Origin of the sequence: Paraburkholderia sp. (genome assembly GCF_035656215.1) — a bacterium.
GTDB lineage: Bacteria > Pseudomonadota > Gammaproteobacteria > Burkholderiales > Burkholderiaceae > Paraburkholderia.
This window is the reverse complement of sequence record NZ_DASRSY010000199.1, coordinates 1-4,985: the sequence shown is the minus strand read 5'-3', so window position 1 is coordinate 4,985 and position 4,985 is coordinate 1. Positions and strand designations below refer to the sequence as shown.

6 protein-coding genes are annotated in these 4,985 nt (G+C 62.5%); 5 read left to right on the top strand and 1 reads right to left on the bottom strand.

The features are described 5' to 3' along the window. Nucleotides 1-230: 230 nt before the first annotated feature. The 5 genes from fabZ to VFE81_RS11265 all read left to right on the top strand — a co-directional run bounded on the left by fabZ (nt 231) and on the right by VFE81_RS11265 (nt 4,349). Nucleotides 231-695 carry a 3-hydroxyacyl-ACP dehydratase FabZ gene (gene fabZ / locus VFE81_RS11285; RefSeq protein WP_020065638.1) on the top strand — a complete coding sequence of 155 codons (465 nt, stop codon included), beginning with the start codon at nt 231-233 and terminating at the stop codon, nt 693-695. A 93-nt stretch (nt 696-788) separates the two neighbouring features. Then, nucleotides 789-1,577: an acyl-ACP--UDP-N-acetylglucosamine O-acyltransferase gene (gene lpxA / locus VFE81_RS11280; RefSeq protein WP_325044678.1), complete on the top strand. Its 789-nt coding sequence runs from the start codon at nt 789-791 to the stop codon at nt 1,575-1,577. A 3-nt stretch (nt 1,578-1,580) separates the two neighbouring features. Then, the gene (gene lpxB, locus VFE81_RS11275) at nt 1,581-2,750 is read left to right on the top strand and encodes a lipid-A-disaccharide synthase (RefSeq protein ID WP_325044677.1); all 1,170 of its coding nucleotides are present in this window, start codon (nt 1,581-1,583) and stop codon (nt 2,748-2,750) included. Next, nucleotides 2,747-3,505: a ribonuclease HII gene (gene rnhB / locus VFE81_RS11270; protein ID WP_325044676.1), complete on the top strand. Its 759-nt coding sequence runs from the start codon at nt 2,747-2,749 to the stop codon at nt 3,503-3,505. The genes lpxB and rnhB overlap by 4 nt, the downstream gene beginning before the upstream one ends. A gap of 61 nt (nt 3,506-3,566) precedes the next feature. Further along, nucleotides 3,567-4,349 carry an RNA methyltransferase gene (locus tag VFE81_RS11265; RefSeq protein ID WP_325044675.1) on the top strand — a complete coding sequence of 261 codons (783 nt, stop codon included), beginning with the start codon at nt 3,567-3,569 and terminating at the stop codon, nt 4,347-4,349. 77 nt (nt 4,350-4,426) lie between these two features. Here the strand turns inward: VFE81_RS11265 and VFE81_RS11260 are convergent. Continuing rightward, nucleotides 4,427-4,985: pyruvate, water dikinase regulatory protein (locus tag VFE81_RS11260; protein WP_325044674.1), on the bottom strand; the 559-nt coding region annotated here is incomplete at its 5' end.

Below are 4,985 nucleotides of genomic sequence, written 5' to 3'. Positions count from 1 at the left end.
AATTCCGCAGGCGACAAAGCCTGAATATCAGGCCGACTCGCAGAGCAACCGTAGGGCAACCTGCCGGCACCGCGTAAAATAGCGGGCAAGCATCAGGAAGCAAAGTCGGTTGCCGTGACCGGGTGGCATGGCCTCCGGGTCACGGCAAGCGCCGGCAGCACGCGTTACCAACCCACCTGCACCAGCATCCGCAGTCATCATCGCGCAGTCAATGCGTGAGTAGAAACACCATGAGCACCGAAAAAATCAATCTCGACATTCATAAGATTCTCACGCTGCTGCCGCATCGTTACCCGATTCTGCTGGTTGACCGGGTGCTCGAACTTGAGCCGCATAAGAGCATCAAAGCGTTGAAGAACGTGTCGATCAATGAGCCGTATTTCCAGGGGCACTTTCCGACCCGTCCGGTGATGCCCGGCGTGCTGATTCTCGAAGCACTCGCGCAAACGGCGGCCCTGCTGACGTTTTCGGAAGAGCCGAGCGATCCGTCGAACACGCTGTATCTGTTCGTGGGCATCGACAATGCGCGCTTCAAGCGCGTGGTGGAACCGGGCGATCAGTTGATCCTGAACTGCACGTTCGAGCGTCATATGCGCGGCATCTGGAAGTTCAAGGCCCGCGCCGAAGTGGATGGTGCCGTGGCGGCGGAAGCCGACCTGATGTGCGCGGTGCGGCACACGGACAAAGACGCTTAAGCCGGTTTCCGGGCAGTCAGCGGCTTACTCTAAGCCCTGCAGCCTTCGGCTACGCCTATCCAGACAACGCAACAGAATCAGAAGCGAGGACGCATGAGCAGGATTCATCCCACTGCGATCGTCGAACCGGGCGCGCAACTCGACGAATCTGTCGAAATCGGACCGTATGCCGTCATCGGCGCACATGTGACGATCGGCGCACGGAGCACGGTCGGGTCGCACAGCGTGGTCGAAGGTCACACCACGATTGGCGAAGACAACCGGATCGGTCACTACGCATCGGTCGGCGGCCGCCCGCAGGACATGAAGTACAAGGACGAGCCAACCCGGCTCGTGATCGGCAATCGCAACGCGATCCGTGAATTCACCACGATCCACACCGGCACAGTGCAGGACTCGGGCGTCACCACGCTGGGCGACGATAACTGGATCATGGCTTACGTGCACATCGGGCACGACTGTCACGTCGGCAACAACGTCATTCTGTCGAGCAATGCGCAGATGGCCGGCCATGTGATCGTTGGCGACCACGCGATCATCGGCGGTATGTCGGGCGTGCATCAGTTTGTGCGCATCGGTGCGCACTCAATGCTGGGCGGGGCTTCGGCGCTCGTGCAGGACGTCCCGCCGTTCGTGATGGCGGCCGGCAACAAGGCCGAACCGCACGGTATCAACGTCGAAGGTCTGCGCCGCCGCGGTTTCTCCGCGGACGCGATTTCGGCGCTGCGCTCGGCGTACCGCTTGTTGTACAAAAACGGCCTGTCGCTGGAAGAGGCGAAGGTGCAGTTGCGCGAACTCGCGTCCGCGGGTGGCGATGGCGATGCGCCGGTACAAACGCTGCTCGCGTTCGTCGAAGCGTCGCAACGCGGCATCATCCGCTAAGCGATGGCATTGAACCCGAGTCCGCTGCGTGTCGCGATGGTGACTGGCGAGCCGTTCGGCGACCTGTTGGCGGCGTCGCTACTCGACGGCCTCGCGAGCCGTCTGCCCGCCGGTACCCAGTATTATGGGATCGGCGGCCCGCGCATGATCGCCACGGGCTTCGACGCCCACTGGCCGATGGAAAAACTGACGGTGCGCGGCTATGTCGAAGCACTGCGGCATATTCCCGAGATCCTCAGCATCCGCAACGAACTGAAGCGCCAACTGCTGGCTGAGCCGCCGTCGGTATTTGTCGGTGTGGATGCGCCCGATTTCAACTTCGGCCTCGAGCATCCGTTGCGCGAAGCGGGCATTCCAACCGTTCACTTCGTCTGTCCATCCATCTGGGCGTGGCGGGGCGGGCGCATCAAGAAGATCGCCAAAGCGGTCGACCACATGATGTGCGTGTTCCCGTTCGAAACGGCGCTGCTTGAAAAGGCAGGCATCGCGGCGTCCTACGTGGGGCACCCGCTTGCTGACGAGATCCCGATCGTGCCCGATACGCTCGGCGCGCGCCGCACGCTCGGCCTCGCTGAAAGCGGTCCGATCATTGCGGTACTGCCAGGCAGCCGACGCTCGGAGATCGATCTGATCGGTCCGACGTTCTTTGCCGCGATGGAGATGATGCAGCACCAGGAGCCCAGTTTGCGTTTCGTGATGCCGGCGGCCACGCCCGCACTGCGGGAAATGCTGCGGCCGCTGGTCGATGCGCATCCCGGTCTCGCACTGACCATCACCGACGGCCAGTCGCAACTCGCGATGACGGCGGCCGATGCGATCCTCGTCAAGAGCGGCACGGTGACGCTGGAAGCCGCGTTGCTGAAAAAGCCGATGGTGATCTCGTACAAGGTGCCCTGGCTGACCGGCCAGATCATGCGCCGCCAGGGCTATCTGCCGTACGTCGGCCTGCCGAACATTCTGGCGGGACGTTTCGTGGTGCCGGAAATTCTGCAACACTTCGCCACACCGCAAGCGCTTGCCGAAGCCACGCTGAAACAGTTGCGCGACGAGGCCAACCGGCGCACGCTGACGGAAATCTTCACGGAGATGCATCACGTGCTGAAGCAGAACACCGCGCAGCGTGCGGCGGAAGTCGTGGCGAGCGTCGTCGAAAATCGGAAGGCGCGGTCGTGACCACGGCGCGCGGACCACGCCGCAAGGCTGCGATCGCTGCAGGCGCCGCAGCGCAGGTCGGTTTGGACTTCGAGACACCGGATGACATCGTCTGCGGCGTCGACGAGGCCGGGCGTGGGCCGCTGGCGGGTCCAGTGGTCGCTGCCGCGGTGATTTTCGATCCGTCGAAGCCGATGATTCGCGGCCTCGACGATTCGAAAGTACTCACTGCCAGAAAGCGCGACGAACTGTACGACAAGATTGTCGATCGGGCGCTCGCGTACTGCATCGCATCGGCTACCGTCGAAGAAATCGACACGCTGAACATCCTGCACGCCACGATGCTGGCGATGAAGCGGGCAGTCGAAGGCCTCTCAGTCGTGCCGACACTCGTAAAAATCGACGGCAATCGCTGCCCGACGCTGAGCATTCGCAGCGAGGCGGTGATCGGCGGCGATGCGCTGGTCAAGAGCATTTCGGCGGCGTCGATTCTCGCCAAAGTCACGCGCGACCGGATGCTGCTCGAATTGCATCAAACCTATCCGGTCTACGGTTTTAACGCGCATGCCGGCTACGGCACGCCGCAGCATCTTGCGGCGCTGCGCGAACATGGGCCTTGTGAGCATCATCGGCGTTCCTTTGCGCCAGTGCGTGAAGCGCATCTGCGCTTCGGCACGGGTTTGAAGCTGCCGGCGGGTGACGTCATCGTCGTGTCCGGCACGCTCACCGATGCCATGCTCGACGACGACGCCTTCGGCGAACGCAGCGGCGCCTGAGCGCCCTGTGTGGCCCGGCGCGTCGCCAACTCTTTTCTCATTCTCACTGCCTTCGCTGCCTGTGAAAGCCATCACCTCGCGGGACAATCCGCTCTACAAGCGCCTGAAAGCATTGGCCGGCTCGACGCATCAGCAGCGCCGCAGCGGCCATGCGCTGCTCGAAGGCTTTCATCTCGCGAGCGCCTATCTCGACGTCGCCGGGCAGCCGGAAATGTGCGTTGTCACCGAAGGCGCGCTGCGCCACGAGGAAGCGCAGGCCATTGTGTCGCGCATCGACGAGCAGCGCATCGTCACGCTGCCTGACGCATTGTTTGGCCAGTTGTCGAACGTCGTGCACGGTGTCGGGATTCTGCTGCTGGTCGAAAAGCTCGACACGCCGCTGCCGGCGGAGATCGGAGAAACCTGCCTCGTTCTCGATGGCGTGCAGGACGCCGGCAACGTCGGTTCGATTCTGCGCAGCGCGGCGGCCGCCGGTATTCAGCAGGTGTTTTGCGTGCCGGGTACGGCATACGCATGGTCTTCGAAGGTATTGCGTTCGGGCATGGGCGCGCATTTTCTGCTGCAGATCCACGAAGATGTCGAAACGCAGGCGCTAATCGAGCGCCTGGCGGTGCCCATCGTCATTACGGATTCGCATGATGCCGAGGCGATCTACGACTGCGATCTGAGCGGACCGCTCGCGTGGGTGTTCGGCAACGAAGGGGCGGGTGTATCGCAGGCCTGGCGCGATGCGGTGTCGCTGCGGGTGACGATTCCTCAGCCGGGCGGGATGGAATCGCTCAATGTGGCGGCTGCGGCGGCTGTCTGCGTGTTCGAACAATGCCGCCAGCAGCGCCGCGCGTGACTTCAACGGCATGACATGAGTAGCGTGGGCATCCATCACCACCTGGGCGCCACGCGTATCTCCGGAACAGGCCGTGCTCAGTAAGCCGGCCGGTCCAGCTTGATCTCCTGCAGGATGGTCGTCGCGATCTCTTCGATCGACTTATGCGTCGACGACAGCCACTTGACCCCTTCACGCCGCATCATGGCTTCGGCTTCATTGATCTCGTAACGGCAATTTTCCGGCGCGGCGTACTTGCTGCCTGGCCGGCGCTCGTTACGAATCTCCGACAGACGCTGCGGATCGATCGACAAACCAAACATCTTCTGCCGATGCGCCAGGAGTGGCGTGGGCAGCTTGCCGCGTTCGAAGTCTTCCGGAATCAGCGGATAGTTGGCCGCTTTTACACCGTACTGCATCGCCAGATACAGGCTCGTCGGCGTCTTGCCGCTGCGCGACACGCCCACCAGGATCACGTCGGCATCGGCCAGATTGCGGTTCGATTGACCGTCGTCGTGCGCGAGCGAGAAGTTGATCGCCTCAATCCGGTTCTTGTACTCCTCAGTGTCCGCGTTCTGGTGGCCGCGGCCCATCGCGTGGCTCGACTTGAGCTCCAGTTCCTGCTCGAGCGGTTCGACGAAGGTCTGGAACATATCC